The organism is Caulobacter sp. FG7, from assembly GCF_057808875.1.
In genome coordinates, this window is the sequence record NZ_JBMDIW010000019.1 from 71,871 (window position 1) to 96,789 (window position 24,919).

23 protein-coding genes are annotated in these 24,919 nt (G+C 69.4%); 7 read left to right on the top strand and 16 right to left on the bottom strand.

Translation table 11 applies throughout. From position 1 onward, the window contains the following. Positions 1-10: 10 nt before the first annotated feature. Together ACODR1_RS16475 and ACODR1_RS16480 are read left to right on the top strand one after the other, a co-directional pair. Positions 11-1,156: an acyl-CoA dehydrogenase family protein gene (locus ACODR1_RS16475; RefSeq protein WP_488881412.1), complete on the top strand. Its 1,146-nt coding sequence runs from the start codon at positions 11-13 to the stop codon at positions 1,154-1,156. 156 nt (positions 1,157-1,312) lie between these two features. After that, positions 1,313-1,711 (top strand): hypothetical protein, encoded by a 399-nt coding sequence (locus tag ACODR1_RS16480; RefSeq protein ID WP_488881443.1) that lies wholly within the window; start codon positions 1,313-1,315, stop codon positions 1,709-1,711. A gap of 464 nt (positions 1,712-2,175) precedes the next feature. Here the strand turns inward: ACODR1_RS16480 and ACODR1_RS16485 are convergent, their stop codons facing one another. Next, the gene (locus ACODR1_RS16485) at positions 2,176-2,481 is read right to left on the bottom strand and encodes a CC_3452 family protein (RefSeq protein ID WP_488881413.1); all 306 of its coding nucleotides are present in this window, start codon (positions 2,479-2,481) and stop codon (positions 2,176-2,178) included. A 68-nt stretch (positions 2,482-2,549) separates the two neighbouring features. Next, a complete protein-coding gene (locus ACODR1_RS16490) occupies positions 2,550-3,155 on the bottom strand; it encodes an LOG family protein (protein ID WP_488881414.1) in 606 nt (201 codons plus the stop codon). A 106-nt stretch (positions 3,156-3,261) separates the two neighbouring features. Between ACODR1_RS16490 and ACODR1_RS16495 the strand changes: the two genes are divergently transcribed. Genes ACODR1_RS16495 through gloA form a run of 3 tightly spaced genes read left to right on the top strand, consistent with a single transcriptional unit; the run spans position 3,262 to position 6,413 of the window. After that, complete coding sequence (locus tag ACODR1_RS16495; RefSeq protein WP_488881415.1) at positions 3,262-4,083, top strand: hypothetical protein; 822 nt, start codon at positions 3,262-3,264, stop codon at positions 4,081-4,083. Beyond that, complete coding sequence (locus ACODR1_RS16500; protein WP_488881444.1) at positions 4,008-5,933, top strand: ABCB family ABC transporter ATP-binding protein/permease; 1,926 nt, start codon at positions 4,008-4,010, stop codon at positions 5,931-5,933. The genes ACODR1_RS16495 and ACODR1_RS16500 overlap by 76 nt, the downstream gene beginning before the upstream one ends. Positions 5,934-5,975: 42 nt before the next feature. Further along, positions 5,976-6,413, top strand: coding sequence for a lactoylglutathione lyase (gene gloA / locus ACODR1_RS16505; RefSeq protein WP_101717309.1), 438 nt, complete (start codon positions 5,976-5,978; stop codon positions 6,411-6,413). A 45-nt stretch (positions 6,414-6,458) separates the two neighbouring features. On the opposite strand, the gene ACODR1_RS16510 is transcribed toward gloA, so the two are convergent. From ACODR1_RS16510 to ACODR1_RS16545, 8 genes are all read right to left on the bottom strand, one after another. Continuing rightward, entirely contained in the window at positions 6,459-6,851 is a 393-nt protein-coding gene (locus ACODR1_RS16510) for a Ros/MucR family transcriptional regulator (protein ID WP_488881416.1), read from the bottom strand. A 77-nt stretch (positions 6,852-6,928) separates the two neighbouring features. Then, a complete protein-coding gene (locus ACODR1_RS16515) occupies positions 6,929-8,479 on the bottom strand; it encodes a SulP family inorganic anion transporter (RefSeq protein ID WP_488881417.1) in 1,551 nt (516 codons plus the stop codon). Then, positions 8,476-9,171: a carbonic anhydrase gene (locus ACODR1_RS16520; protein ID WP_488881418.1), complete on the bottom strand. Its 696-nt coding sequence runs from the start codon at positions 9,169-9,171 to the stop codon at positions 8,476-8,478. Before ACODR1_RS16520 ends, ACODR1_RS16515 begins: the two co-directional genes overlap by 4 nt. A 473-nt stretch (positions 9,172-9,644) precedes the next feature. Continuing rightward, positions 9,645-10,967, bottom strand: coding sequence for an ATP-binding protein (locus tag ACODR1_RS16525; RefSeq protein WP_488881419.1), 1,323 nt, complete (start codon positions 10,965-10,967; stop codon positions 9,645-9,647). Further along, the gene (locus ACODR1_RS16530) at positions 10,964-11,734 is read right to left on the bottom strand and encodes a response regulator transcription factor (RefSeq protein ID WP_101717305.1); all 771 of its coding nucleotides are present in this window, start codon (positions 11,732-11,734) and stop codon (positions 10,964-10,966) included. The genes ACODR1_RS16525 and ACODR1_RS16530 overlap by 4 nt, the downstream gene beginning before the upstream one ends. Positions 11,735-11,926: 192 nt before the next feature. Then, positions 11,927-12,238 (bottom strand): hypothetical protein, encoded by a 312-nt coding sequence (locus tag ACODR1_RS16535; RefSeq protein ID WP_488881420.1) that lies wholly within the window; start codon positions 12,236-12,238, stop codon positions 11,927-11,929. A 36-nt stretch (positions 12,239-12,274) separates the two neighbouring features. After that, on the bottom strand, positions 12,275-12,922 hold the full coding sequence (locus ACODR1_RS16540) for a hypothetical protein (protein WP_488881421.1): 648 nt from the start codon (positions 12,920-12,922) through the stop codon (positions 12,275-12,277). Between the two features lie 139 nt (positions 12,923-13,061). Beyond that, positions 13,062-13,814 carry a helix-turn-helix transcriptional regulator gene (locus tag ACODR1_RS16545; protein WP_488881422.1) on the bottom strand — a complete coding sequence of 251 codons (753 nt, stop codon included), beginning with the start codon at positions 13,812-13,814 and terminating at the stop codon, positions 13,062-13,064. 89 nt (positions 13,815-13,903) lie between these two features. On the opposite strand from ACODR1_RS16545, the gene ACODR1_RS16550 reads away from it, so the two are divergent. Together ACODR1_RS16550 and ACODR1_RS16555 are read left to right on the top strand one after the other, a co-directional pair. Continuing rightward, on the top strand, positions 13,904-15,076 hold the full coding sequence (locus ACODR1_RS16550; protein ID WP_488881423.1) for an acyl-CoA dehydrogenase family protein: 1,173 nt from the start codon (positions 13,904-13,906) through the stop codon (positions 15,074-15,076). A gap of 108 nt (positions 15,077-15,184) precedes the next feature. Further along, positions 15,185-17,632, top strand: a complete 2,448-nt coding sequence (locus ACODR1_RS16555) for a TonB-dependent receptor (RefSeq protein WP_488881424.1) — start codon at positions 15,185-15,187, stop codon at positions 17,630-17,632. 34 nt (positions 17,633-17,666) lie between these two features. On the opposite strand, the gene ACODR1_RS16560 is transcribed toward ACODR1_RS16555, so the two are convergent. From ACODR1_RS16560 to ACODR1_RS16585, 6 genes are all read right to left on the bottom strand, one after another. Further along, complete coding sequence (locus tag ACODR1_RS16560; protein WP_488881425.1) at positions 17,667-17,903, bottom strand: hypothetical protein; 237 nt, start codon at positions 17,901-17,903, stop codon at positions 17,667-17,669. A 124-nt stretch (positions 17,904-18,027) separates the two neighbouring features. Continuing rightward, a complete protein-coding gene (locus tag ACODR1_RS16565) occupies positions 18,028-21,156 on the bottom strand; it encodes an efflux RND transporter permease subunit (RefSeq protein WP_488881426.1) in 3,129 nt (1,042 codons plus the stop codon). Positions 21,157-21,170: 14 nt separating this feature from the next. Continuing rightward, positions 21,171-22,418, bottom strand: coding sequence for an efflux RND transporter periplasmic adaptor subunit (locus ACODR1_RS16570; protein ID WP_488881427.1), 1,248 nt, complete (start codon positions 22,416-22,418; stop codon positions 21,171-21,173). After that, positions 22,415-23,680: a TolC family protein gene (locus tag ACODR1_RS16575; RefSeq protein WP_488881428.1), complete on the bottom strand. Its 1,266-nt coding sequence runs from the start codon at positions 23,678-23,680 to the stop codon at positions 22,415-22,417. Before ACODR1_RS16575 ends, ACODR1_RS16570 begins: the two co-directional genes overlap by 4 nt. Before the next feature lie 50 nt (positions 23,681-23,730). Next, positions 23,731-24,159 carry a hypothetical protein gene (locus ACODR1_RS16580; protein ID WP_488881429.1) on the bottom strand — a complete coding sequence of 143 codons (429 nt, stop codon included), beginning with the start codon at positions 24,157-24,159 and terminating at the stop codon, positions 23,731-23,733. Positions 24,160-24,232: 73 nt separating this feature from the next. Continuing rightward, on the bottom strand, positions 24,233-24,883 hold the full coding sequence (locus ACODR1_RS16585) for a TetR/AcrR family transcriptional regulator (RefSeq protein WP_425267072.1): 651 nt from the start codon (positions 24,881-24,883) through the stop codon (positions 24,233-24,235). Between the last annotated feature and the right edge of the window lie 36 nt (positions 24,884-24,919).

Below are 24,919 nucleotides of genomic sequence, written 5' to 3' on the forward strand. Positions count from 1 at the left end.
AACCGCCCTCATGGACTTCAACTTCACCGAAGAGCAGTCGATGGTCCGCGACACGGTCGCGAGCTTCCTGCAGGACAAGTACGACTTCGAGACCCGCCGCAAGATCGTCGCTTCCGAAAGCGGCTGGCGGGCCGACTACTGGCAGGCCTTCGCCGAGGAACTGGGAATTCTTGGCGCCTCGTTCAGCGAGGAGCTGGGCGGCCTGGGCGGTGGCGCGATCGACAACATGATCATCATGGAGGAGTTCGGCAAAGCGCTGGTCATCGAGCCCTATCTGGGCACGGTCGTGATCGGCGGCGGCTTCATGAAGCACTCGGGCTACGCAGGCGCCGCCTCCGTCATCGAGGGAATCGTGGCGGGCACGACCACCATCGCCTTCGCCTATGCCGAGCCCCAGGGCCGCTACACCTGGAGCGACCTGAAGACGACCGCCAAGAAGGACGGCGCGGGCTGGATCCTCAACGGCCACAAGGCCGTGGTGATCGGCGCGCCGTTCGCCAGCCACCTGGTGGTCACCGCCCGCACCGGCGGAAGCCAGCGCGAGGCGTCAGGCGTCTCGGTGTTCCTGATCGACAGGTCACTGCCGGGCGTCGTCACTCGCGATTATCCCACCGTCGACGGCGGCCGCGCCTCGGAAGTCTATTTCGAGAACGTCTCGATCCCGGCCGACGCCCTGGTCGGCCATGAAGGCAATGGCTTGCCGCTGGTCGAGAAGGTGATCGACGAAGCCACCGCCGCCAGCCTGGCTGAAGGCGTGGGCGTGCTGCGCAAGCTGCACGAAGGCACGTTGGACTACGCCAAGCAGCGAAAGCAGTTCGGCCGCGCCATCGCCGACTTCCAGGTGCTGCAGCATCGCATGGTCGACATGTTCATCGAGCTCGAGCAGTCGGTGTCGATGACCTACATGGCCACCATAAAGCTCGACGAAAGCGACGCCGAACGCGCCAAGACCGTGTCGGCCGCCAAGGTGCGCATCGGTCGCGCCCTGAAGTTCGTCGGCCAGAACGCCATCCAGATCCATGGCGGCATGGGCATGACCGACGAGTTGGCCATCGGCCACTATTTCAAGCGCGGCACGATCATCGAGGGCCTGTTCGGCTCGGTCGATCACCACCTGCGCCGTTACGAAGGCCTATCGTTCGGCGCGGCGGCGTAAACCGCCTGCTGAACGCTCGATGCTTCGAACCGGGGCCGCCCGCGTCACGCCGACGCGGGCGGCCTTTTTCGTCCGGAGGCCACTTTCACCGCCCCGCGTGGCGGGGTGCGACCGTTCAACGCAGCAGAACACTCGATGGACTGCACGGTGAACACGATGCTCCGCCCCGAAATGCTGATGGGTCTTTCTCCGGAAAAGCTGGCTGACACGCTGGAAGCCATGGATTCCAGCGCCCGGCTGCTTCTCGACCAGGCGCGCGAGGCCAAGGCGCGGGCCGACAAGCTGGAGACCGCGTTCTCGCTGCTGGTGGGGGTCGTGGCCAATGACCCCGGTCTCGAGGAAAGCTTCGCCCTGCAACGGATCGCGGGCCAGTTGCGGCTGTGCGCCGACCTGCCGGAACTGGCGGCGGAACTGGTCGGCTGCGAGGCCGAGCGCATCGAGCCGGTCATGCTGCGCGCCGCGGCCAACATCATCGCCTCGGCCGGCAAGCCGGACGCTGGCGACTCCGCTTCCGCCGTCGACCTGCCGGAACGTGACGGGGCGACGCTGCACTGACCAGTACGTGAACGGATAGTATCCGCAAGTTAATTTAGGCGACCGCCCAAGTCGATCATCAGTGCGCGGACATCATCCGAATGCGGAATATTTCGCTTGTCGTGAGGCGGGGCTGGCGCATCCTTGCGTCGACGCGCTGACGACTAGGAGGGTGCGAGCCCCTGTAAGCCGCGCGCGTCTCTTTCTGGCTGGGCCGGTCGCGGAGCCGGTCCCGTAACACGTGGGGCGCCTCTCGGCGCTCCTGGCTGGTCAAGGAGACGCCGCCATGAATGTAACCAAGATGAGCCACGCTATGCTGTCCTTCGCCCTGATGGGCGGATTGTTGGTGGGACCTCGCCCAGGGGCGCCCAAGCCGCCGCAGCAGTCTCAGCCGCCCAAGGCCACGGACCGGAAGTAGGGTCCAAAAGAAAACGCCATCCCGGACGGGCCGGGATGGCGATGAATTCCATGTTTTCGAGGAGGGCTTACGGCTTGGCGGCCGTGTTGCACTCTTCGACGCCGGTGGCGTCGAGCGCTTCGCCGCGCCAGGTGAAGGCCGACACGGCGCCGAGTTCGGCCACGATCTTGCGGCAGCTGCGGACAGCGGGCATGGCCTTGACGGTCGGCGCCTTGCAGACCGTGCCGGTGCAGCGCCACAGGGCTCCGTCCTGGATCAGTTCGGCCTTGGCCGGCGGCGCCTTCAGAACAAGCATGGCGCCTTCCGAAGGTGCGGCCTGAGCCACGCCCGCGAGGGAAGCTGCGGCGAGACCGCCGAGCAGAAGCATACGCATGGACATCTCCTATCCCCGCGTCCTATTTATAAGTGGACGCTGATCACATTGTTCGTTGTTATTGAAAACTAAGTCAATCGCCGAACGTCGATCTCGCGATCGCGATCAACGTCCAAACCCCACGCCAGCAAGGCCGGAGTGACATCCTCGGCCGCTTCGACCGACACCCAGGCCGTGGACAGGGCGGGGGGAGTCAGCCCCTTGTCGATCGTGTGCTTGAGAAGCGCGAAAAGCGGGTCCCAGAAGCCGTCCGGATTGTGGAACACGATCGGCTTGCGATGCAGGTCCAGGCGGCGCCAGGACAGCAGCTCGATGATCTCTTCCAGGGTGCCGATGCCGCCGGGCAGCACCACGAAGGCGTCCGAGCGCTCGAACATCAGCATCTTGCGCTCGTGCATCGAGGTGACGATCACCGTCTCGACGTCGTCGAACGGCTTTTCGCGACCGCGCAGGAACTCCGGGATGATGCCCAGCACCTTGCCGCCGGCCTCGTGCGCGCCACGCGCGGCCTGGCCCATCAGGCCGACACCGCCGCCGCCATAAACGAGCTTGAGGCCCGCGCGGGCGAAGTCGCCGCCGATCTGGTGGGCGGCCTCCAGATAGGCCGGATCGGCCGTGTTCGAAGAGCCGCAGTAGACGCAGACCGATCCCAGGCGGCTAGACAGGTCGGGCATCGTCGTCCACTCCAACAAAAGAAAAAGGCGCGGCTCCCGTCGGGAAGGGCGCGCCATGGCGTTTCGGGCCTTGGTCTTAGCGACCGGCCCAGGATTTGGAAGGCGCATGATCGGGATTCGCAAGGCCGCTTTCAAGCCGTGGCCGCTGGCCCTGGCCCTCGTCGCGGCCCTTTCGGCATGCGGCGAGGGGGGGCGGCGGGACTGGGGCCGCACGGCGCCGGCCGCCCAGCCGGCGCGCGACCCCGAGGCCGCCTATCTGGCCCCGCCCAAGGTGGTCACCGCCGCGATACAGGGCGGCGGGGTGGCGCTGTCCGGATCGGCCACGGCCGGCGCCTCGGTGCGGCTGGGGTCGCCGACCGGAGAGGCCATCAGCGTCGAGGCCGACGCCGCAGGGCTGTGGCGCGCGGTTGTTCCCGGCGCTGTCGAGCCTCGGCTGTTTGGCCTGTCGATGACCCGCGAAGGTCGGACGGTTCAGGCCGAAGGCTACGTGCTGGTCTCGCCGGAAGGCGCCGTCGCGCTGCTGAAGGCCGGCGGGGGCTCCGAACCGCTGGCCGGAGCGTCTGATTCCCTGCGCATCCTGGCCATCGACTACGACCAGGAGGGCGGCGCGGTGATCTCCGGCGTCGGGCGACCGGGCGCCGGTTTTGGCGTGCGCGTCGACCGCGTCACCCAGGCCGAGGGCAAGGTCGATGCTCAAGGGCGCTTCAGCTTCTCGCTGACCCAGCCGCTGTCCCATGGCGAGCACGCCGTGCAGGTGGCCGGCGAGGGCGGCGAAGACCTGGTCAGGATCGATGTCTCCGCGCCAGGTCCGCTGACGTCCGGCCCCCTGCATGCCGAGCGCCTGGAGAGCGGCTGGCGGGCCGACTGGATGACGCCCGGCGGCGGCGTCCAGACGACCGTGCTGTATGCGCCCGGAGAGGCCCGGTGAGGGGTTACGCCTCGGCAGGTCGTGACAGCGCCCGAACGGCTTCCGACGCGGCCCAGCCAGTCTCCGGTTGGGCGGCGCTGGCTGAACTTTTGCGGCTTGTCCTGCGATCCCGCGCGCCGGGCCTGGCCTGGCGCCTTGTGGCGGCCCTCGCCCTGACCTTCGTCGGCAAGGCGCTGGGCGTGGCCGCGCCGCTGCTGCTTGGCGCGGCGGTCAACCGGCTGACGGCCGGGCAGGGCGTGGCGACCCAGGTGACGATGTCCTTCGCAGCTTTGGCGCTGGGCTGGGCGGGCGTGCGCTTCATCGCCGCCGCCGCGCCCCAGGCCCGTGACGCGGTGTTCACGCCGGTCGCCCAGGCCGCCCAAAACCGGGCGGCCACCGAGACCTTCGCCCACGCCCTGTCGCTGTCGATCGACTTCCACCAGACCAAGCGCACCGGCGCGTTGTCTCGGACCATCGATCGCGGCGCGCGAGCCATGGACTTCCTGATCCGTGGCCTCGTCTTCAACATCGCCCCGACCATCGTCGAACTGATCCTCGCCGCCGCGGTGTTGGCTCGGGCCTACGACTGGCGGTTCGCGGCGACGGCGATCGTCACCGTGGTGATCTACGGGGTCCTGACCTTCTCGATCTCCAACTGGCGGATCGCCCACCGGCGCGAGCTCAACGAGGCCGACGCCGAGGCCGCCGGCCGGGCCGTCGACGCCCTTTTGAACTACGAGACGGTCAAGACTTTCGGCGCCGAAGACCGCGCGGTCGGCGCCTATGAGCGGGCGCTGTCGACCTATGGCGCGGCGCAGATCAAGGCGACCAACTCGCTGTCGCTGCTCAACGTGGTGCAGTCGCTGATCATGAGCCTGGGCCTGGCGGTCATGGCCGTGCTGGCCGGCTCGGAGGCCGCCCACGGCCGCATCGGACCGGGCGACATCACCGCCGTCGTGCTGATCCTGGTGAACCTTTATCAGCCGCTGAACTTCCTCGGCTTTGCCTATCGCGAGATCCGCCAGTCGTTCATCGACATGGAGTCGATGATGGAGCTGCGTCGGCAGGGCGCGGACGTCGCCGACGCGGCGGGGGCGGTCGATCTGCCGCCGGCGGGCGACCGTCGGGGCGGGGCCGTGGCCTTCGAAGGCGTATCGTTCCGCCATGGCGCGCGGTCGGACGGGTTGAGCGACGTCAGTTTCACCGCCGCGCCTGGCCAGACCGTGGCTATCGTCGGCCCTTCGGGCGCAGGCAAGACGACGCTGGTGCGCCTGGCCCTGCGGATGATCGATCCGCAGGCCGGCCGTGTGACGCTGGACGGCCATGATCTGAAGGCCCTGAAGCAGGCCTCGCTGCGGCGGGCCGTGGCGCTGGTGCCGCAGGACGTGGCGCTGTTCAACGACACGATCGCCGCCAACATCGCCTTCGGCCGTCCGGACGCGACTGAAGAGGAGGTCTGGGGCGCGGCCCGCGCCGCCGAACTCGGCGACTTCATCGGATCTCTGCCCGAGGGGATGGCGACCAAGGTCGGCGAGCGGGGCCTGAAGCTTTCCGGCGGCGAGCGCCAGCGGGTGGGGATCGCCCGGGCGCTGCTGGCCGATCCGCGCGTGCTGATCCTCGACGAGGCCACCAGCGCGCTCGACAGTCGCACCGAGGCGGCGATCCAGGCGACGCTGCGCAAGGCCAGGGAAGGGCGCACGACCCTGGTCGTGGCCCACCGGCTGTCGACCATCGCCGACGCCGACGAGATCCTGGTGCTGCGCCGGGGCAAGGTGGTCGAGCGCGGCCCGCATGCGGCTCTGCTGGCCGCCGACGGCGAGTACGCGGCCCTTTGGCGCCGCCAGACGCGCGGCAAGGTCGCGACCGCGTAACCGATCGGCTATATCGGCGCTTCGCAACATCTGGAGGCCGCCTTGCGCTATCTGCACACCATGGTCCGCGTGAAGGACCTCGACGCTTCGCTGCGCTTCTACTGCGAGGGCCTGGGCCTTCAGGAGATGTATCGGATGGAGAACGAGAAGGGCCGGTTCACGCTGGTCTTCCTCGCCGCGCCGGGCGACGCCGACAAAGCCAAGGAACGCAAGGCCCCGCTGGTCGAGCTGACCTACAACTGGGACCCGGAGGACTATCAGGGCGGCCGCAACTTCGGCCACCTGGCCTATCAGGTCGACGACATCTACGCCGCCTGCCAGCGCCTTGCCGACCAGGGCGTGACCATCAACCGCCCGCCGCGCGACGGCCACATGGCGTTCGTGCGCTCGCCCGACGGCATCTCGGTGGAACTGCTGCAGGACGGCCACCTCGAGCCGGCCGAGCCGTGGGTCTCGATGCCCAACACGGGCGCCTGGTAAGAACGACGAAGGCCCGCCAGATCGGCGGGCCTTTTTCTTCAGGCTCTAGCGACGCGAGCCGAAACGGTTGGCGCGGGCCACGTTGGACCGAAGGTCCGAGAAGCTGGCGGCCACCGTGGGGTAGTCGTCGGGCAGGCCCCACTTGGAGCGATACTCCTCCTCGGTGAGGCCCAGGCTGTTGAGATGGCGCTTCAGCGAGCGATAGCGGCGGCCGTTCTCGAAGCTGACGATGGCGTCCTGGGTGATGCTGGCGGCGATCTCGTCGGCGTTGGGGCGCTCGACCGGCTCGCTGGCCGGGGTCGAGAACACCGCCTCGAGGGCCGCATAGGTACGGGCGGCGAGATCGGGCAGGTCGTCGGCCGAGACGACGTTGTTCTGCAGGTAGGCGCAAAGCACCTGGGCCGCCATGTCGGCGGCGCGTTCCTGGGCCTTGTTCATCGAAAGTCTCTGAGCGTCTTCAAACGAAAAAGGACCCCGGGACCGAGCGGACTCGGCCCCGGGGCGGCTGGGTGAGGTCAGTGGGCGCCGGCGGCCCGCAGCCGTTCGCCGAACACGCAGGCGTTGGGCAGTTCGACCTTGGAGCCGGTGCGCTCCTTGCTCTTGACCCACTCGCTCAGCACCTCGGTGGTGGTGTGGTCGAGCACGGTCAGGGCGCGGGTGTCGAGGCGGACGACGCCGCCGTCGGGAGCCGCGTCCAGGGCCTTGGTGATCTTCGGCAGCTGCACGAAGGTCGCCGCGCCCTCGAGGCGGATTTCCTGGTCCTTCTCGCCGACATTCTGCTGGGCGATCTTGAGGCGCATGCGCTTCAGGTTCGGCAGCAGTTCGACGATGGTCAGGGCCAGGCCCACCAGCACGCCGGTCAGCAGGTCGGTGGCGACGACCATGACGAAGGTCGCGGCCCAGATCAGCGCCGGCAGCAGGCCGTAGCGGGCGAACAGGTGGCGGACGTGGTCCAGGCTGACCAGCTTCCAGCCGGTGACCACCAGCACGCCGGCGAGGGCGGCGCTGGGGACCTGACGCAGGACGAAGGGCAGCAGGGCGACGAAGGCCAGGATCCAGACGCCGTGCATGATGGCCGAGGCGCGGGTGACGGCGCCGGCTTGCACGTTGGCCGAGCTGCGCACGATCACGCCGGTCATCGGCAGGGCTCCGACCAGGCCGCACAGCAGGTTGCCGACGCCCTGAGCGCCCAGCTCCTTGTTATACTTCGTGCGCGGACCGTCATGCATGCGGTCGACGGCGGCCGCCGACAGCAGGGTCTCGGCCGAGGCGATGAACGCCACCGCCACGGCGGTGAGGATCAGCATCGGATCGGCGAGCTTGGCGAAGTCGGCCATGCCCGGGATGGCGATCGCGCCGGCGATCGATTCCGGAACGGCGATCTTCTGCACGTCGAGACCAAAGCCCATGGCCACGAAGGTGCCGGCCAGCACGCCCAGAAGGGCGCCGGGAACCAGCTTCAGCTTGGCCGGACGGATCTTTTCCCACAGCAGGATCGAACCGATGGTGACCACGCCGACCAGCAGGGCGGCTTCGGCGGCGCCGAAGGTCGAGACCGACAGACCGGTGATCGCGCCGGGGATGGCCAGCAGGTTGTCCAGGCCGTTGGCGCGCGGCTTGTCGCCGAACAGCACGTGGAACTGGCCCGCGACGATCAGCACGCCGATGCCGGCCAGCATGCCGTGCACGACGGCCGGCGAGATGGCGCGGAACCATTGGCCCATGCGCAGGGCGCCGGCGGCCAGCTGGACAAGGCCCGCCAGCACCAGGATCGGGCCCAGGGTCGACAGGCCGTGCTTGGCCACGATCTCGAACACGATGACGGCGAGGCCAGCGGCGGGGCCGCTGACCTGCAGGGGCGAGCCGGCGAGGGCGCCGACCACGATCCCGCCGATGATGCCGGTGATCAGGCCGCGCTCGGCCGGAACGCCCGAGGCGACGGCGATGCCCATGCAGAGGGGCATCGCCACGAGGAAGACGACGATCGAGGCCGTCAGGTCACGCGAGAAGATCGCGCCGAACCCGGACTTCGCGCCGTTCGGGGAGGAAACGGCGGAGTTGCTCATTCGGCCGCGATGCCCAGATGGTCGGCGGCGACCATGCGCTTGGCCGGACGTTGAGCGACGGGCAGGGGCGAGCCTTCACGAACCTGCTCGAACTGGCCGGTGTCGCCGTTGTAGGCCTGGATCTGGCCGGTCTCGATCTCGAAGAACCAGCCGTGCAGGGTCAGCTTGCCCTGGGCGATGGCCGAGGCCACCGACGGGTGGGTCCGGAGATGATTGATCTGGACGACGACGTTTTCCAGCGACAGGGCGCGGGTCTTACCGTGCTCGTCGAGACCGTGATAGGCGTTGCAGACCACGCTGTGGGCGGCGTGGGCGTGACGCAGCCAGGCGGCGACGTTGGGCATCTTTTCGAGGGCGGCCGGGTTCGAGAACGCCTTCATCGCGCCGCAGTCGGAGTGGCCGCAGACGACGATGTCGCGCACGCCGAGCGCCATGACGGCGTATTCCACCGCCGACGAGACGCCGCCGTTGGCTTGGCTGAACGGCGGCACGATGTTGCCGGCGTTGCGGCAGACGAACAGGTCGCCAGGATTGGCTTGGGTGATGAGCTCAGGCACGACGCGCGAGTCGGCGCACGAGATCATCAGGGCCGAGGGGCTCTGGCCGTGGCTGGCCAGGCGCTCGTACAGCGCGCTTTGAGCCGGGAAGACTTGGCCGCGGAAGAGGGCGGCGCGTTCGAGAAACTGTTCCAAGAGGAACCTCCATGCGATGGCCGCGGCGTCCGGGGAAAGGGGTAACGGACGCCGCGGCGCGCGCGGCCTGAACCGCCACGCAACATGGAAGGTGGGGGGGCGTCTTTGCTGCGACGCAGCGGGTTTTGTGACAAAGGGTTTCCGAGACGGGGCTTTCTCGTGGTGGGTCTGGCCGAAGGAACTTCCCCCCTGTTCGGGAGGCGGTCGCGTGAGCGATCGGGGTGACTTTCGGGCGTTGCGGCGGCTGGGAACGTCCCCCCCTCCGGCCCTCCGGGCCACCTCCCCCAGAGGGGGAGGATCTATTGGCGTCGGCGCTCCTTGGAGATGCCCCCCCCCTTTGGGGGAGCTGTCGCGGAGCGGCTGAGGGGTTAGGGACGGCCGATGGCGTGCCGGCGCGCCGGCTGACGGTGTAACCTCTCACCCTCCCAGGCTTCGCCTGGGCCCCGCCCCTCTCCCTATGGGAGAGGGCTTCCCTAAAGCGCCGGCAGGCGGATCTCGGCCCGCAGGCCGCCTTGCGGGAGGTTGCGCAGGATCAGTTCTCCGTCCTCGCGCTTGAGGATCTGCTGGACGATGGTGAGGCCAAGGCCCAGCCCCCCGGTGTTGCGAGCGCGGGCGCTGTCGAGGCGGTGGAAGGGTTCGAGCACGTGGGCCAGTTCGGCCTCGGGGATGCCGGGGCCCTTGTCCTCGACCGCCAGCACGACCATCCGGCCTTCGCGGCTCAGCGTCAGGGCGGCTTCCCCGCCGTAGTGCAGGGCGTTCTGGACGATGTTGCTGATGGCGCGCTTGAGCGACAGCGGGCGGGCGCGCACCGGCAGGTGCTCGGGCCCGTCATAGGTGGCGATGCGCTCGGAGTCGGTGGCGTCGTCCACCAGGGTCATGGCGATGGCGGCGATGTCGGTGCGGCGCGGCGGCTCGGGATCCTCCTGGCCGCCCAGATAGGCCAGCAACGAGTCGAGCATGCCCGTCATCTCGTCGACATCGGCCTCGAGCGCCTCGCGGGCCGAGGTCTCGGAGACGAAGCCGGCGCGAAGGCGCAGGCGGGCGAGCGGCGTGCGCAGGTCGTGGCCGACCGCGGCCAGCGCCTCGGTACGGGCCTGAAGCAGGCCGGCGATGCGGTCCTGCATCGCGTTGAAGGCCTGGGCCACCATCTTGAGGTCGCCGGCTCCGGTCTCGGCCACCCGCACCCTGGCGCCCTGGCCGACCTTGTCGGCGGCCTCGGCCAGCGCCCGCAGCGGGCGGCTGAGGTTGCGCAGCACCAGGGCCGCGGCGGTGATGACCCCGAGACCCAGGATGAAGGCCGAGCCGACGCTGCTGAGCAGCACCGCCCAGGGGGCGGCCCGGATCTTGGTCTTCATGGTCAGCCAGGTGCCGTCGCGCATCTTCAGCGCCACCTTCAGGTGGGTGTCGCGCGGCAGGGTGCGGTCGATCTCGGCGTTCATCCGCAGCTCGCGCCGGGCCAGGCTGGGCTCGGCGGCGCGGAACTGGTCCCTCAGCTTGCGCTCGGCCGAGCGCTCGCGGTCGACCAGGTGGGGCAGGGGCGTCCACTCCAGCTGGCTGGAGCGGCTGGAGAGGCCCGCCGCGCGGGCGATGCGCTCGGGCTCGGGACGGGTCTCGAGGATGGCTTCGGCGGTCACCAGCTGTTCGGCGGCGCGCTGAACCTGATTGTTGCGGTTGGGGTAGATGCGGCTGTTCTCGAACAGGATCGAGCTGCCGATGAATTCCAGGGCGACGGCCAGCATCAGGACCAGGGTGACCTGGCCGACCAGACGCTGCGGCCATAGCCGCAAAGGCTTCATCGCCGCTCCACCTGCGCGGTGAAGATGTAGCCGATGCCGCGCACCGTGCGCAGCAGCGACTCGGCCTGGCCGCTGACGGCCAGCTTGCGGCGCAGGCGGCTGACCAGCACGTCGATGCTGCGGTCCGAGGCGTCGGAGATGCGGGCGCGCGACATTTCCAGCAGGCGTTCGCGGCCGATCACCCGCTGGGGCGACGACAGGAAGGCCAGCAGCAGGTCGAACTCGGCGCCCGACAGGTCGACGAAGGCGCCGTCGGGCGACAGCAGCTCGCGGCGGCCCGGATCGAGTTGCCAGCCGGCGAACACCATCTGCTGGGCGCCGCGCGGCTGGCTGGCCTGGGCCCCGCCTTGGGTGCGGCGCAGGATGGCGCGGATGCGGGCGATCAGCTCCTTCTTACTGAAGGGCTTGCCGATGTAGTCGTCGGCGCCGAGCTCCAGGCCGATCAGGCGGTCGCTCTCGTCGTCGCGCGCGCTGAGCATGACGATCGGCACGTCGCTTTCCTTGCGCAGGCTGCGGCACAGCTGGAAGCCGTTGCTGCCCGGCATCATCACGTCGAGCAGGATGATGTCGACGGTATTGGTCTCGAGGACGCGGGCCATCTCGCCGCCGTGCGCGGCGCTGAGCGGCTGGAAGCCTTCTTCGCGCAGCAGGCGCATCAGAAGGGTGCGCAGGGCCGGATCGTCCTCGACGATGAGCACGGTCGGGGCCACGGGGGCCGTCGCCAGCTCCCGCTGCAAAGCGTTCAGTCCGTTACCTGAGCTATCCATATGCCTGGGCTATCTAGGAACGATGTGGCCGCGAGCAAGGTAGAAAGCGGCTGTTTTCCACCGACTTCAAGCCAGTACCAGGCCAGATTGCATCGTTCTCTTGAAAAAGGGATGCCCTCGCGCGCACTTCGGGGGAAGAGGACTCGCGCGAGGGCCGGCCGCCGAAGCGGCCGTCTTGGATGCCGGACGCCCTTAGGCGGCGCGGCAGATGTCGGTGACGGCGGCGCGCACGGCGCCTTCCTGGGCCACGGCGGCGTCGGCCGAGTGGAACACGACGCGGACCACGCCTTCCTTGGCCTTGGCGGCGGCGACGTCGTCACGCTTGGCGAGCTCGACCGCGGCGGGGGCGGCGCAGGAGGCGGCGGCGGCGATCTTCACGGTGCGCTTCTGAAGGTTCTTCTTGGCGACTTCTTCGGTGAAGGTCAGGCCGTGGCCGGCCGGACCGGCCATGGCGGGGAAAGCGACGAGGCCGGCGGCCACGGCGATAACAGCAGCGAACTTCATGATGGAAAACTACTCCGGATACGGGGACGCGACGGCTCAGCCGCCGGTGGCGGTGTCGGCTTGCGCCTGGACCGCGGGAAGGGTGGCGCGATAGGCCTCGACGCTGTTCAGCAGACCGGTGATCTCGGCCTGGGTGATGGCCGTGCGGTGCTCGTAGCCCTTGGGCGACTTGAACTTGAAGCCCCAGGCCTGCGGCTTGGCGGCGACCTTGCGCAGCTCACTCTCGCTGACCGAGAAGGCGACTTCTTCCGTGCACAGTTCCGGCGCCTCGAACAGGAAGCAGCGGCCGGCGTTGTCGCGGATTTTGATCGCCTGGGCCTGGACCGGCCAGGCCGAGGTCTCGTAGGCCACCGTGTCGTACTCGCGCATCGCGCCCTGGTACATCAGGGTCTGGCGGACTTCGTAACGCGTCGCGCCGGTGCGCTTGTCGACGACCGCGCGCAGGTAGTTGTCGTTCGACGGATTGCGGAACAGGCCCTTGCCGGTCTGGAAGCCGGCCTGCGTGCTGACCACCGTCTCGACGTCGAGCTGGTCGTCGATGACCTGGGTCTTGGCCTGGAAGTGATCGACGCCGAGGGCGACCTGCCGGGCGGGCAGCTTCACGGTTTCGGCGACGGCCGCGCCGCCGATGGCCAGGCCGCCCAGGGCGGTCAGGGCCAGCAGGCGATAGCGGGTCTTGCTCATGGTCTTCTCCTGTGAAGCGCGGGCCGATCCCTCGTTCGGCGGGCGCCTCTGACAGGTCTTAAGGTGGAGAGGCCGCCTTGCGGCTGTGCATCTCGTTCGTGACAAAGCATTGCCGCGCGTCATCCGGGGCGCCGGCGCCTCAGAATGCGGCGGATCCGAGATAACCCAGGCCCGTGGCCCGATGGATCGCCTGTGCCCGTCCGGCCACCCGCAGCTTCAGGGCGGCGTTCTGGACGTGAAAACGGACCGTGGGGCCCGAGATGCCGATGATCTGGCCGATGTCGGCGTCGGTCTTTCCGGCCGCCGCCCATTTCAGGCACTGGATCTCGCGCTTGGTCAAGCGGGCCAGGGGGCCGTCGTCGGCGATCCCGTCGCGATAGGCCGACACCAGGCGCAGGGCCGCGCCATGCAGGCGGTCGGCATGGGCGGCGTAGAGCGCGGGCAGGTCGGCCAGCGGCTCGTCAGAGGCCCAGACCACGGCGCCGATCACTCCGCCGGTCAGGTAGGCGGGAGCGATGACCGCGGCGGCGACGCCGAAATCCTGCGCCGCCTCGGCCACCGGAATGGCCTCGAGCCGGGGCAGGGGCCGCCAGCTGGAGAAGCGACCCTGGTGGTAGAAGAACGGCTCGGCGGCGTAGCGGGCAGCCAGGATGAACGGGGCCCGCAGCGCGAAGGACCGGTCGCGCCAGTAGCACAGGCCCGCGTCCAGCCACTGGAAGGTGGTCTCGGCCAGGGGCAGGCCGTCGGGGCCCAGCATCGGTTCGGGGCTCGAGATGTCGGCGCTGGCGGCGACATAGGGCAGGCCGATCTGGGCGCCGAGGTCACGCACGCGCACGGCCAGGTCCATGACCCGCGCCAGACGCCCGCGATCCTCCCCCGTCGTCGCCGTCATCCGGGCGCTCTTTCCCTATCGGTTCCGATAGCTTGCGCACCGGGCCCCGGCTTTCGCAAGTTTCCCCGACGTTGGTATGGAGCGCGCGCGTGGACCTGGAACTGTCGCCTGATGACCTGGCCTTTCGCGACGAGGTGCGCGCGTTCCTGGACGCCGAGCTGACGCCGCAACTGCGCGAGGCGGGGCGGCGGATGACCAGCGTGTTCTGCGACAAGGCCCACAGCCTGGCCTGGCAGAGGATCCTGCACGCCAGGGGCTGGGTCGCGCCGAGCTGGCCGGTCGAGTACGGCGGACCGGGCTGGAGCGAGATGCAGCGCCACGTCTTCCAGGCCGAATGCGCGCGGGCCGGCGCGCCGGGCCTGGCGCCGATGGGCCTGCGGATGGTCGCGCCGGCGATCATGCGGTTCGGCAGCGCCGAGCAGAAGGCCCGTTACCTGCCCCGGATCCTGTCGGGCGAGGACTACTGGTGCCAGGGCTATTCGGAACCCGGGGCGGGCTCGGACCTGGCCTCTCTGCGGATGAAGGCGGTCGCCGACGGCGACGACTACGTGCTCACCGGCTCGAAGATCTGGACCACCCACGCGCATTGGGCGACGCACATGTTCTGCTTGGTGCGCACGAGCACGGAGGGCAAGCCGCAGGCGGGCATCACCTTCCTGTTGGTCGAGATGAACCGGCCCGGGATCCGCGTCGATCCGATCCTGACCCTGGCCGGCGAGCACGAGGTCAACCAGGTGTTCTTCGACGAGGTCCGCACGCCCAAGGCCGACCGGCTGGGCGACGAGAACCAGGGCTGGGCGGTGGCCAAGCACCTGCTGGAGTTCGAGCGAGGCGGGGGCTATGCGGCGGGACTGGAGGCAGGCCTTTCGAGGCTGCGCGAGGCGGGCGTGGCCGAGGATCCCGACCAGCGTAGACGCCTTGCCGAGGCCGAGATCGCCGCCCTGGCCATCGACGTCACCGAGCGACGGGTGCTGAGCGCCTTGGCCAGCGGCGCCAATCCGGGGCCAGCCTCGTCGATCCTGAAAGCGCAGGGTTCGGAGGCCATGCAGCGGCAGGACGAACTGGCGGTGGCGGATTTGGGCGCGTGGGCCGCCGTGCACCAGCCGGCCGCGCGCGAGGCCGGCTCGAACGAGGCCCTGATCGGCCCCGAGCACGGCCGCACGACCATGGCCCGCTACCTGAACAACCGCGCCGCCTCGATCTATGGCGGCTCCAACGAGATCCAACGCGACATCATCGCCAGGCTGGTGCTCGGGCTCTGAGCGGCCTCTGGACCCTATCAGTTCCGATAGCTTGTTAGAGGAGCGGGCGACCCGCACGCTCCGATAGAGCCAGCGTCCAATGAAGGCGCGGCCGGAGGGAGGTTTCGCATGCAAGGACCACTGCGCCTGGCGCTGACGCTGGGGGTGTCGGCCATGGCCCTGTCGATGGCGGCGCCCGTCTGGGCGCAAGGCCCGACGGCCAAGCCCGCCCAGGACGAAAAGGACAGCCTGGCCATCGAGACGGTCGTCGTCACGGCCCAGCGCCGCGAGGAGGCGGCCAACGACATCGGCATGCCGATCCAGGCCTTCAGCGGCCAGGCCCTGCAGCAGCTGCGGGTCACCGATCCCAAGGACCTGTCGACCGTCGCGCCCAGCTTCACGGTCAGCCAGAGCTACCAGGGCGTGCCGACCTATACGCTGCGCGGCATCGGCTTCAACACCATCAACCTGTCGGCCACCTCGACGGTCGGGACCTATGTCGACGAGGTCGCCTACGCCTATCCGTTCATGAACACCGGCCCGATGTTCGACCTCGAGCGGGTGGAGGTGCTCAAAGGTCCGCAAGGCACGCTCTACGGTCGCAACACCACGGCGGGCCTCGTCGACTTCGTCACCAACAAGCCTACCGAAGATTTCGAGGCGGGGCTGACGGCCGAGCTCGGCAACTACAAGACCCGCAATCTCGAAGGCTATTTCAGCGGTCCGCTGGGCGACAAGGTCCAGGCCCGGGTCGCCTTCCGCGCCGAGCACAGCGGCAAGGGCTGGCAGGTCAGCAACAGCCGCGACGAGCGGCTGGGCGAGGTGGATCGCCAGGGCTGGCGCCTGTCGCTCGCCGCCCAGCCCAGCGAGAAGGTCGACATCGACTTCTCCTACGCCGGCTGGCGCAACCGGTCCGACACGGTGGCGGCCCAGGCGATCGGCTTCACGCCCGCCACGGCGGCCAGTCCATTCAACGCGGCGGGCCTTGTGAGCTACATCGCCGCCAACAAGCCGACCAAGGCCACGCAGGCCGACTGGGCGCCGCTGTCGGTGCGCGGCGCGGACGTCGGCACGGGCCTGGGCATCAGCGATCCGGCCGAAGAAGACGACCGCTTCGACGCGGCCAAGCTGCGGCTGGCCTGGCACCTTTCCGACGACGTCAGCCTGATCTCGCTGACCAGCTACAACAAGCTGCGGCGCGACGCGGTGTTCGACTGGAGCGGCGCGCCCTACGAGATCCTGGTGCAGAAGGCCCACGGCGACATCGAATCCACGGCCGAGGAACTGCGGCTGGAGGGGCGCACCGAGAAGGGCTCGTGGCTGGTCGGGGGCTATATCGCCCACGACGAGATCCTCGATATGAACCGCACGATCCTGGGCCAGAACGCCAATGTCGGGCTGATCCGGTTCTACGGCTCGACCCTGCTGGCGACGCCGTTCAACAGCGGCGCGTACACCGCGCTGCAAATGAGCCAGGCGTTCCGCACCTATGAGGACGTGGGCAATATCGAGACCGATACCTGGAGCCTTTTCGCCAATGCCGACAGGCAGTTGACGGAAACTCTGAAACTGACCGTCGGCTTGCGCTACAGCCAGGACAAGCAGGATTACGTGGGCTGCTCGCGCGACTTCAACGGCAATATGCTGCCCAACGTCAACGTCGTGAACCGGGCGCTGTTCTTCGGCGTCTACGGGCTGGTGGCGCCGATCACGCAGGGCGCATGCAACACCTTCGATCCGGCCGCGGCCAGCTTCGGTTTCGTGCGCTCGACCTTGGACGAGGACAACTTCGCCTGGCGCGCGGCGCTGGACTGGCGGGCGTCGGACGACGTGCTGGTCTACGGCTCGATCTCGCGCGGGGCCAAGGCGGGGGCGACACCGATCAACGCGGCCAACATCTCGACCCAGAACGCCCCGGCGCGGCAGGAACTGCTGACGGCCTACGAACTGGGCGTGAAGGCAGCGCTGTTCGACCGGCGGGTCCAGGCCAATCTGGGCGTCTTCTATTACGACTACACCGACAAGCAGCTCAGCGTGTCGTTCGCCGACCCGATCTATACAGCCCTGTCGCGCCTGGCCAATGTGCCCGAGGGCATGGCCCGCGGCCTGGACGGCGACATCACCTGGCGCGCCACCAAGTCTCTCACCTTCCTCGCCTCGGCGACCTGGCTGCACACCGAGGTCCAGGGCTACACCGGCATCAACGGCGCCGGTCAGCCCCAGGACTTCGACGGACGGCCCTTTTTATACAGCCCGAAGTTCCAGGGCGGCCTGACGGCCCTGTTCGACCACGATCTGGCCAATGGGCTGAAACTGCAGGCGGCGCTGAACGGCCGCTGGCAGGACAAGTCCAGCGCCGACCTGGAGGGCAACCCGCTGTTCGTCATCGACAGCTATGGCCTGCTCAACGCCAGCGTCGGGATCTCATCGCCCGACCAGGGTTGGGAACTGTCGCTGTGGGGGCGCAACCTGACCGACGAGTATTACTGGACGGCCGTCAGCAGCAACGCCAACACCGTGGTGCGTTTCCCGGGCAAGCCCCTGACCTGGGGCGCGGCGCTGAGCTGGCGGTTCTGAAAATAACCCCTCTCTCTTCGAGAGAGGGGGATTTTTAGACCGGCGGACGCGCCGTGAAGGCCCAGCGGACGTTCTCGCCGGGTTGCAGGGTGGCGGCGTCGACATAGGCGTGGCCGCAGCGGTCGTCGGCCTTGCGGTAGGCCAGTTCGATCAGGCCGCCGCTGGAGCCGAGCACCGAGGCGCGGGCGCGGTGGCCGCAGCGGAGGACGAGCTCGACGGTGTCGCCGTCCGCCACGGGAAAGGGCGTCTTCTTGGGTTTGCGGCGAAGCATGGCGCGGGTTCCGAAAGCTGAGGCCCGGACCCCGGTTCGCGCTTTTCGAGGCGAAACCGGGATCCGGGTGCGGGTACGAATCCCACGATCGGCTTTTCGAGATTAATCGCGCCTGAACAGCGGCTTAAGGCCGCAGCCTGACCTGGTGGGCCAGCCGGTAGAGGGCCGGCAGCACCAGGAGGGTCAGCAGGGTGGACGAGACGATGCCGCCGATGACCACGGTGGCCAGCGGCCGCTGCACCTCGGCCCCGGCCCAAACGTTGAAGGCCATGGGCACGAAGCCCAGGCTGGCCACCAGGGCCGTCATCAGCACCGGCCTCAGCCGCGCCAGGGCGCCCTCGCGGATCGCCTGGTCCAGCTCCATCCCGTCCTGCCGCAGCGAACGGATGAAGCTCAGCATCACCACGCCGTTCAGCACCGCCACGCCCGAGAGGGCGATGAAGCCCACCCCGGCCGAGATCGACATCGGCAGGCCGCGCAGCAGCAGGGCGAGCACGCCGCCGGTCAGCGCCAGGGGCACGCCGGAGAAGACGATCCCGGCGTCCTTGGCCGAGCGGAACAGCGCGTAGAGCAGGCCGAAGATCAGCAGCAGGGCGGCCGGAACCACCAGCTGCAAGCGCTTGGCCGCCGAGATCAGCTGTTCGAACGTGCCGCCATAGGTGATCCAGTAGCCGGCCGGCAGCGCGACTTCCGCCCCGACCTTCTGGCGCACCTCGTCGACGAACGAGCCCAGGTCGCGGCCGCGTACATTGGCGGTCACCACGACGCGGCGCTTGCCGTCCTCGCGGCTGATCTGGTTGGGGCCGATCACAGTCTCGATCCGCGCGACGTCCTGCAGGGGTACGAAGCCGCGAGGCTGGTCGAGGCTGCCTGGCAGCGGGATGCGAAGTCGGCCGACATCGTCGACCTTGCCGCGCTCGCTTTCAGGCAGGCGCACGACCACGTCGAACCGCCGGTCGCCCTCGAACACCTGGCCGGTGACCGTACCGCCGATGGCGGTGGCCACCACCGACTGCACGTCGTCGACATTGAGGCCCAGGCGGGCGAGAGCGGCGCGGTCGGGGGTGATCTGCAGGACGGGCAGGCCGGTGACCTGCTCGACGCCGACGTCCTGGGCGCCGGAGACGCCCTCGACGACCGCGCCGATCTTCTCGCCGACCGCCAGCAGCTGTTCGAGATCATCGCCATGGACCTTGATGGCAACGTCGGCCCGCACGCCCGACAGCAGTTCGTTGAACCGCATCTGGATCGGCTGGGTGAACTCGTAGTTGCTGCCGGGCACCTCGGCGACGGCCGCCTCCAGTTCGGCGACGAGCTTGGTCCGAGGCTTCCTGGGATCAGGCCAGTCCTTGCGGTCCTTCAGCAGGATGAAGGTATCGGCCACCGAGGGCGGCATCGGGTCGGTGGCGACCTCAGCGGTGCCGATCTTGGCCACCACCCGCTCGACCTCGGGGAAGCGGGCGATCCTTTTCTCCAGCGCCGCCTGCATGGCCACGGCCTGGGAAAGGCTCGTGCCGGGGATGCGCATGGCGTGCATGGCGATGTCGCCCTCGTCGAGGCTGGGGGCGAACTCCGAGCCCATGCGCGAGGCGGCCAGGGCGGCCAGGACCACCAGCATCGCCGCGCCGGCCACGAACGGAACCCGCAGGCGCAGGGCCGTCTCCAGCGCCGGTTCGTAGAGGCGGCGGGCGCCGGTCATGATCCGGCTCTCCTTCTCCTCGACCTTGCCGGTGACGAACATGGCCACGGCGGCGGGGACGAAGGTCAGGGACAGCACCAGGGCCGCCGTCAGCGCGATGACCACGGTGATGGCCATCGGGTGGAACATCTTTCCCTCCACCCCGGTCAGCGCGAAGATCGGCACATAGACGAGCGTGATGATCAGGATTCCGAACAGCGAGGGCCGGATCACCTCGCCGGCGGCCAAGGCCACGAGAGAGAAGCGCTCGTCGCGGGTCAGCAGGCGGCCCTTGCGGTGCTGGGCTTCGCCCAGGCGGCGCAGGCAGTTCTCGACGATGATTACCGCGCCGTCGACGATCAGGCCGAAGTCCAGCGCCCCCAGGCTCATCAGGTTGCCCGAGACGCCGGCCTGCACCATGCCGGTGATGGTCAGCAGCATCGACAGCGGGATGACCGCCGCTGTGATCAGGGCCGCGCGGATGTTGCCCAGCAGCAGGAACAGCACGACGACGACCAGCAGGGCGCCTTCGAGAAGGTTTTTCTCGACGGTGGCGATGGCGCGGTCGACGAGATCGGTGCGGTCGTAGATCGGCTTGGCCGTGACGCCCGGCGGCAGGGCTTTGGCGGCCTCCTCCAGGCGGGCGGCGGCGGCCCGGGCCACGGTGCGGCTGTTCTCGCCGACCAGCATGAAGACGGTGCCCAGCACCACCTCCTGGCCGTTCTCTGTGGCCGCGCCGGTGCGTAGCTCCTGGCCAAGGCCCACGTCGGCGACGTCGGCCACGCGGATCGGCGCCCCGTTGCGGCTGGCGACGATGACCGCCGACAGGTCGGCGATCCCCGTGGCCTGGCCGGGCACGCGCACCAGCACCTGCTCGCCGTAGCGCTCCAGGTAGCCGGCCCCGACATTGGCGTTGTTGCGCTCCAGCGCCGCCACGACGTCGCCCATGGTCAGGCCGTAGGCCGACAGCCGTTCGGGCAGGGGCGTGACATGGTACTGCCGCTCGAAGCCGCCGATGGTGTTGACCTCGGTCACCCCGGGCGTATTGCGCAGCTGCGGCCGGATCACCCAGTCCTGCAAGGTGCGCAGGTCTTCCGGGCCCCAGGCTTTGCCGTCGGGACGGCGGGCGCCGGGCTTGGCCTCTACGGTATACATGAAGATCTCGCCCAGGCCCGTTGAGATGGGGCCCAGCTCCGGCGTCAGGCCCGGCGGCAGCTGACCGCGGGCGCTCTGCAGCCGTTCGCCGACCAGTTGGCGGGCGAAGTAGATGTCGGTCCCGTCCTTGAAGACGACGGTGACCTGGCTAAGGCCGTAGCGCGAGATCGAGCGGGTGTATTGCAGGCCCGGCAGGCCGGCGATGGCCGTCTCGACCGGGAAGGTGACCCTTTGTTCGGCCTCCAGCGGCGAGAAGCCGGGGGCCTCGGTGTTGATCTGCACCTGGACGTTGGTGATGTCGGGCGTGGCGTCGATGGGCAGGCGCTGGAAGCTCCAGACCCCGACGGCGATCGCGGCGGCGACGAGCGCCAGCACGACCCAGCGCAGCCGGATCGCGGCGGCGACGATATGTTCGAGCATGATCTCCGCTTCCCTCAGTGATCGTGGCTCGCGCCGGACTTCTCGATGTCCGCGCGGATCAGGAAGGCGCCGTCGACGACGTACTCGGCCCCGGGCTTGAGACCCGAGAGCACCTCGGTCCATTCGGGCGTCTGGCGGCCGATCTGCAGCATCCGCACCTCGTAGGCGTCCTTCACCTTGACGAAGACGACCTGGAAGTCGCGGAAGCGCTGGATGGCCTTGGTGCGCACGGCTAGAGGCGCGTTCTGGGCGCCGACCTGGAACGAGCCTTCGACGCCCATGCCGGGCCGAAAAGCGCTGTCGGCGCCGCCGGGCAGGTGCACGTGGGCCAGCAGGGTCTGGCTGACGAGGTCGGCCGTCGGCAGCACGGCCTCGACCTCCGCCGTCAGGCGCGTGTCGCCCGACAGGCTGCGAACCTCGACCGGCTGGCCGACGCGCACCTTCTCGGCGTCGCGCGGATAGACGAAGAACTCGGCGTGCAGCTTGGTGGGGTCGGCGATCACGAAGATCGGCCGCTCCATGGCCACGTCGCCGACATTGAGGTTCTTCTCGATGATGACGCCGCCGATTGGGGCGGGGATCGAGTAGGTCTGCAGGCTCTCGCTGGACTCCACGCGCGCCAGGACCTGGCCCTTGCGGACGGTTTGGCCCAGCTGGCCGTTCAGGCTCATGATCCGGCCCGGATACCAGGCGCGGACCTCGCCCTTGCCCTCCGGCGTGATCTCGACCCGGCCGGCCATGTCGACCAGCTGCGCGATCGGGGCGGGACCGGCGATCTCGGTGCGTACGCCCCCGGCCTTGGCGGCCTCTGCTGAGATCGTCGTGCGGCCCTCATAGGAGTCGTAGCGCCAGTTGCTGGTCTTGCCGCCGACGGCGGCGGTCACCGCCACGTCGAACGAATGCGGCTCGGTCACCACGCCCTGGCCGCGCAGGTAGTCGCCCTCAGGCCTGAAGGCGAAGCGGTTCACCTCGCCGTCGAGACGGGTGAGGGTGATCGTGAGCTGCACCTCGCCAGGCGCCAGCGGCTTTTCCTTGCGATAGGCGTAGACGCGGAACTCCGGCTCGACCCCGTCCTCGAAGATGGTGATCTCGACCGAGAGGTCTCCGTCATAGAGCATCCGGCCGCCGTGCGGGCCGCGGGTCTCTGCGGCTTCGGCGTGGCTTTCGGACTTGGCCGGGGCGTCACCGCAGGCCGACAGGGTGAGGGCGCCGGCGATCGCCAGGACCAGGGGCGCGGAAACGCGCATGAAGCGGCGGGTCATCGGGCGGACTCCGAAGCGGGGATCAGGCGCGCATGGGCGCCGGTCAAACGGTCGAGCTGGGCGCGGTCGACCTGGAAGGCCTTCAGCACGGCGAGGCGGCGGCTCCGGGCCTCCATCAGGGCCTTCTGGGCCTCCAGCACGTCGAGATAGGAGAAGCCGCCACGGTTGAAGCCGTCGCGGACGAGGTCGACCGTACGGGCGTTGGCCGGCACGACCTCGTCCTGGATGCGACGCGCCTCGGCGGCCTTCTGGGCGAGGGCGGCCTGGGTGGCGGCGATCCGGCGCTCCAGCACGCTGCGCACTCCGGCCAGGTCGAGGTCTGCGGCCTGGCGCTCGGCCCGGGCCTGGTCGATGGCGCCGCGATTGGTGTCGTAGCGGCCGAGCGGGATCGAGCCGCCGACGACGGCGGCCACGGCCCCGTCGTCGTTGAGGTAGCGCAGGCCGGCGCGCCAGGTCGGATCCTGCACGGCCTTGCTCTCCTCGACGCGAACGCGGGCGCCGGCCAGGTCGCGCTGGGCGTCGAGCAGGGCCAGGTCCACGGGCGAGGCGGGGCCGGCGACGCGGCCGGCGACCGACAGGTCCTCCAGCGCCGCCGCGTCTATCTCGATGTCTCCGCCGCCCCAGTAGGCGGCCAGCGCCCGGCGGGCGTCGGCGGCGCGGGTCTGGGCCTGGGCCAGGGCGATGCTAGCCTCGGCGACCTGGGCCTCGGCGCGGGCGCCGGCGAACAACGGATCGCGCGCGGCCTTCACCCGACGCGAGACCGCGCCGCGGGCGCGTTCGGCCAGGGCCAGGCGGTCGGCGGCCAGGGCGGCCTCGGCCTGCGTGAACACCGCCTCGACCCAGGCCAGGTCGGCCTCGTGCAGCAGGTCGAGCACGCGCACGTCGTCGCGCAGGCGGGCCAGGGCGATGTCGCCCCGCGCCAGGGCCACGCGGGCGGCGCGCTTGCCGCCGCGCTCGCGGGTCTGCTCGTAGTAGAGCGTAGCCTGGGCGCGATCGATCAGGGAGTAGGGGCCAGAGCCCGCGAGATCCTCGACATCGACGCCGACGACGGGATTGGGTCGGACGCCGGCCTGGCGCACGCCGGCTTCGGCGGCGGAAAGCCGGGCGGCGAGGGCGGGCCGGGCCGGATCGGCGTCGGCGGCGCGTCCCAGCGCCTCGGACAGGGTCAGGGGGCTGGCCTGCGCGACCAGGGGCGTCGCCAGGGCGAGCGCCGTGGCGAGCAGCCAGGACCGCGCGCGGCGGCCTTGGATAGCGGAATGCATGAAAGGTCCTCGAGACAGGTCGGAAAGCGCGGCGCGGCGGCCGCGCGGCTTCAGGCGACGTGTGCGAGGGTTTCCTTGGGCGGGCGTTCCTGCTGCGGGCCGCCGATGCCGGTCAGCCGTTGCTGGGCGAGCGCCCAGAGACCGTCGTCGACATGACGGGCGGCCGGGCTAGGCAGGTCGTCGAGCGCGCCGAACACCGAGGGGGTGTCGTGGTGGTGATGGTGGTGATGCGGCGCGACCGGATCATCTCCCAGGCCATCGGCGGCGATGATCGAGGCGTCGAAATGGACGTCGATCGAGGTCAGGCGGCCCTGATAGACGTGGTCGTGGTCCTCATCGAGGGCGGCCAGGGCGCTGGGCGGGCCGTGCAGGGCGCGGTCGAGGCCGGTCATCGGCCCCTGGACGACGAACACGGCGACGAGCATGGCGGCCAGAGCCGTCACCCATCGTCCCGTCCATGCGCCCAAGGCAGAGGTCACCGACGCCCCTTGCTTCCCCAAATCAGCCTTAGTGTCGCTGCTGCGCGAACCGTTCGCAAGAGGTCGGGCCGCCTTACGTAGCCGAAGCGGCGCCTTGCGGCGCCTTGGGGATCAGGAAGCGGGGCAGCAGGCTGGCGACCACGCGGCGGCCCGCGCCGTCCGGCAGGTTCAGCATGTCGCGCAAAGGCGGGCCGATCAGGGCCTCGCCGAAGGCGCTGAGCGCGATGAACAGCACCGCCGCGCCGACGCCTTCGCGGGCCTGGGCGTCCTGCGCGCCCATCTTGTCGGCGATGGCCTCGACCAGGTTCTGGACGGCCGCGCGGACGGGCTCGAGATGCGAGAGATCGCCCGACAGGGTGATCCAGGCGGCCAGGCGACCCGCGCCACCGGTGTCAAATGCGTCGAAAACGGCGTTGACCAGCTCCAGCGGCGCGCCGTCGTCGGTCTTCAGGCGGGCGATGGCTTCGTCGAGAGCCTGGGTCAGGTCGGAGACCATCGAGCCCATCAGCGCCGATTGCAGGCCGGCGGCCGAACCGAAGTGGTGGATCAGGTTGGCGTGGGTCACGCCGATCTCGCCGGCGACCGCCGACAATGTCACGGCATCGGGTCCGCCCTTCAGGAGCAGGGCGCGCGCGGAGGCGATCGCTTCGCGGCGCGCTTCTTCGGGCACGCGGCGTCGACGGCGGGTTGCGCTTTTCTCAATTGACATCGATGTAAATGACATTCATGTAGATAAGGCTTTTTCCTTAGGCTCCAACAA

Bases quoted from the DNA above. Each gene is read 5' to 3' on its own strand.
- ACODR1_RS16570 (WP_488881427.1), bottom strand. From the start codon at position 22,418: ATGACCCGCCGCTTCATGCGCGTTTCCGCGCCCCTGGTCCTGGCGATC.
- ACODR1_RS16525 (WP_488881419.1), bottom strand. From the start codon at position 10,967: ATGAAGCCTTTGCGGCTATGGCCGCAGCGTCTGGTCGGCCAGGTCACC.
- ACODR1_RS16515 (WP_488881417.1), bottom strand. From the start codon at position 8,479: ATGAGCAACTCCGCCGTTTCCTCCCCGAACGGCGCGAAGTCCGGGTTC.
- ACODR1_RS16490 (WP_488881414.1), bottom strand. From the start codon at position 3,155: ATGCCCGACCTGTCTAGCCGCCTGGGATCGGTCTGCGTCTACTGCGGC.
- ACODR1_RS16475 (WP_488881412.1), top strand. From the start codon at position 11: ATGGACTTCAACTTCACCGAAGAGCAGTCGATGGTCCGCGACACGGTC.
- ACODR1_RS16575 (WP_488881428.1), bottom strand. From the start codon at position 23,680: ATGCATTCCGCTATCCAAGGCCGCCGCGCGCGGTCCTGGCTGCTCGCC.
- ACODR1_RS16585 (WP_425267072.1), bottom strand. From the start codon at position 24,883: ATGTCATTTACATCGATGTCAATTGAGAAAAGCGCAACCCGCCGTCGA.
- ACODR1_RS16485 (WP_488881413.1), bottom strand. From the start codon at position 2,481: ATGCGTATGCTTCTGCTCGGCGGTCTCGCCGCAGCTTCCCTCGCGGGC.
- ACODR1_RS16495 (WP_488881415.1), top strand. From the start codon at position 3,262: ATGATCGGGATTCGCAAGGCCGCTTTCAAGCCGTGGCCGCTGGCCCTG.
- ACODR1_RS16535 (WP_488881420.1), bottom strand. From the start codon at position 12,238: ATGAAGTTCGCTGCTGTTATCGCCGTGGCCGCCGGCCTCGTCGCTTTC.
- ACODR1_RS16480 (WP_488881443.1), top strand. From the start codon at position 1,313: ATGCTCCGCCCCGAAATGCTGATGGGTCTTTCTCCGGAAAAGCTGGCT.
- ACODR1_RS16560 (WP_488881425.1), bottom strand. From the start codon at position 17,903: ATGCTTCGCCGCAAACCCAAGAAGACGCCCTTTCCCGTGGCGGACGGC.
- ACODR1_RS16510 (WP_488881416.1), bottom strand. From the start codon at position 6,851: ATGAACAAGGCCCAGGAACGCGCCGCCGACATGGCGGCCCAGGTGCTT.
- ACODR1_RS16545 (WP_488881422.1), bottom strand. From the start codon at position 13,814: ATGACGGCGACGACGGGGGAGGATCGCGGGCGTCTGGCGCGGGTCATG.
- ACODR1_RS16565 (WP_488881426.1), bottom strand. From the start codon at position 21,156: ATGCTCGAACATATCGTCGCCGCCGCGATCCGGCTGCGCTGGGTCGTG.
- ACODR1_RS16540 (WP_488881421.1), bottom strand. From the start codon at position 12,922: ATGAGCAAGACCCGCTATCGCCTGCTGGCCCTGACCGCCCTGGGCGGC.
- ACODR1_RS16530 (WP_101717305.1), bottom strand. From the start codon at position 11,734: ATGGATAGCTCAGGTAACGGACTGAACGCTTTGCAGCGGGAGCTGGCG.
- ACODR1_RS16555 (WP_488881424.1), top strand. From the start codon at position 15,185: ATGCAAGGACCACTGCGCCTGGCGCTGACGCTGGGGGTGTCGGCCATG.